1 protein-coding gene is annotated in these 415 nt (G+C 54.2%); it reads left to right on the top strand.

Annotated features, from left to right (window positions below; all coding sequences use genetic code 11):
- Window positions 1-415, top strand: a 415-nt coding sequence (locus tag KDM89_RS20025; protein WP_212689634.1) for a YncE family protein, incomplete at both ends; no start/stop codon positions are given.

Here is a 415-nt window from a genome sequence, read left to right as displayed (position 1 = left end):
GCATCATCTGATGGCGACACCCGATAACAAGTCGCTCATCGTGGCCAATGCGGTCGGTGATGAACTGGTGTTCCTTGATCCTAAGACCGGTCAGATTCAGCGTCGTATCAGCGATATCGCCGATCCGTATCAGATTGGTTTTTCACCGGATCAAAAATGGTTTGTGTCGAATTCCTTGCGCCTGGACCGCGTCGATTTTTACCGCTATGACGGCAAGGACCTGAAACTGGCGAACCGTGTGCCGCTCGCGAAACTGCCTAGCCACATGGCCTTTGATGCGGCCAGCACGACCGTGTTCATTACCCAACAGGGCAGCGATCAGGTGTCGGCGATCGATCTGGCGACCCAAAAAGTCAAATGGACTATTCCGGTTGGCAAGCTGCCAGCGGGTATCGTGATGACGCCGGACGATAAA

Source organism: Cognatundibacterium luofuense (assembly GCF_018139685.1).
In the GTDB taxonomy this organism is placed as follows: domain Bacteria; phylum Pseudomonadota; class Gammaproteobacteria; order Burkholderiales; family Burkholderiaceae_D; genus Undibacterium; species Undibacterium luofuense.
This window is presented reverse-complemented; position numbering and strand designations above follow the sequence as displayed.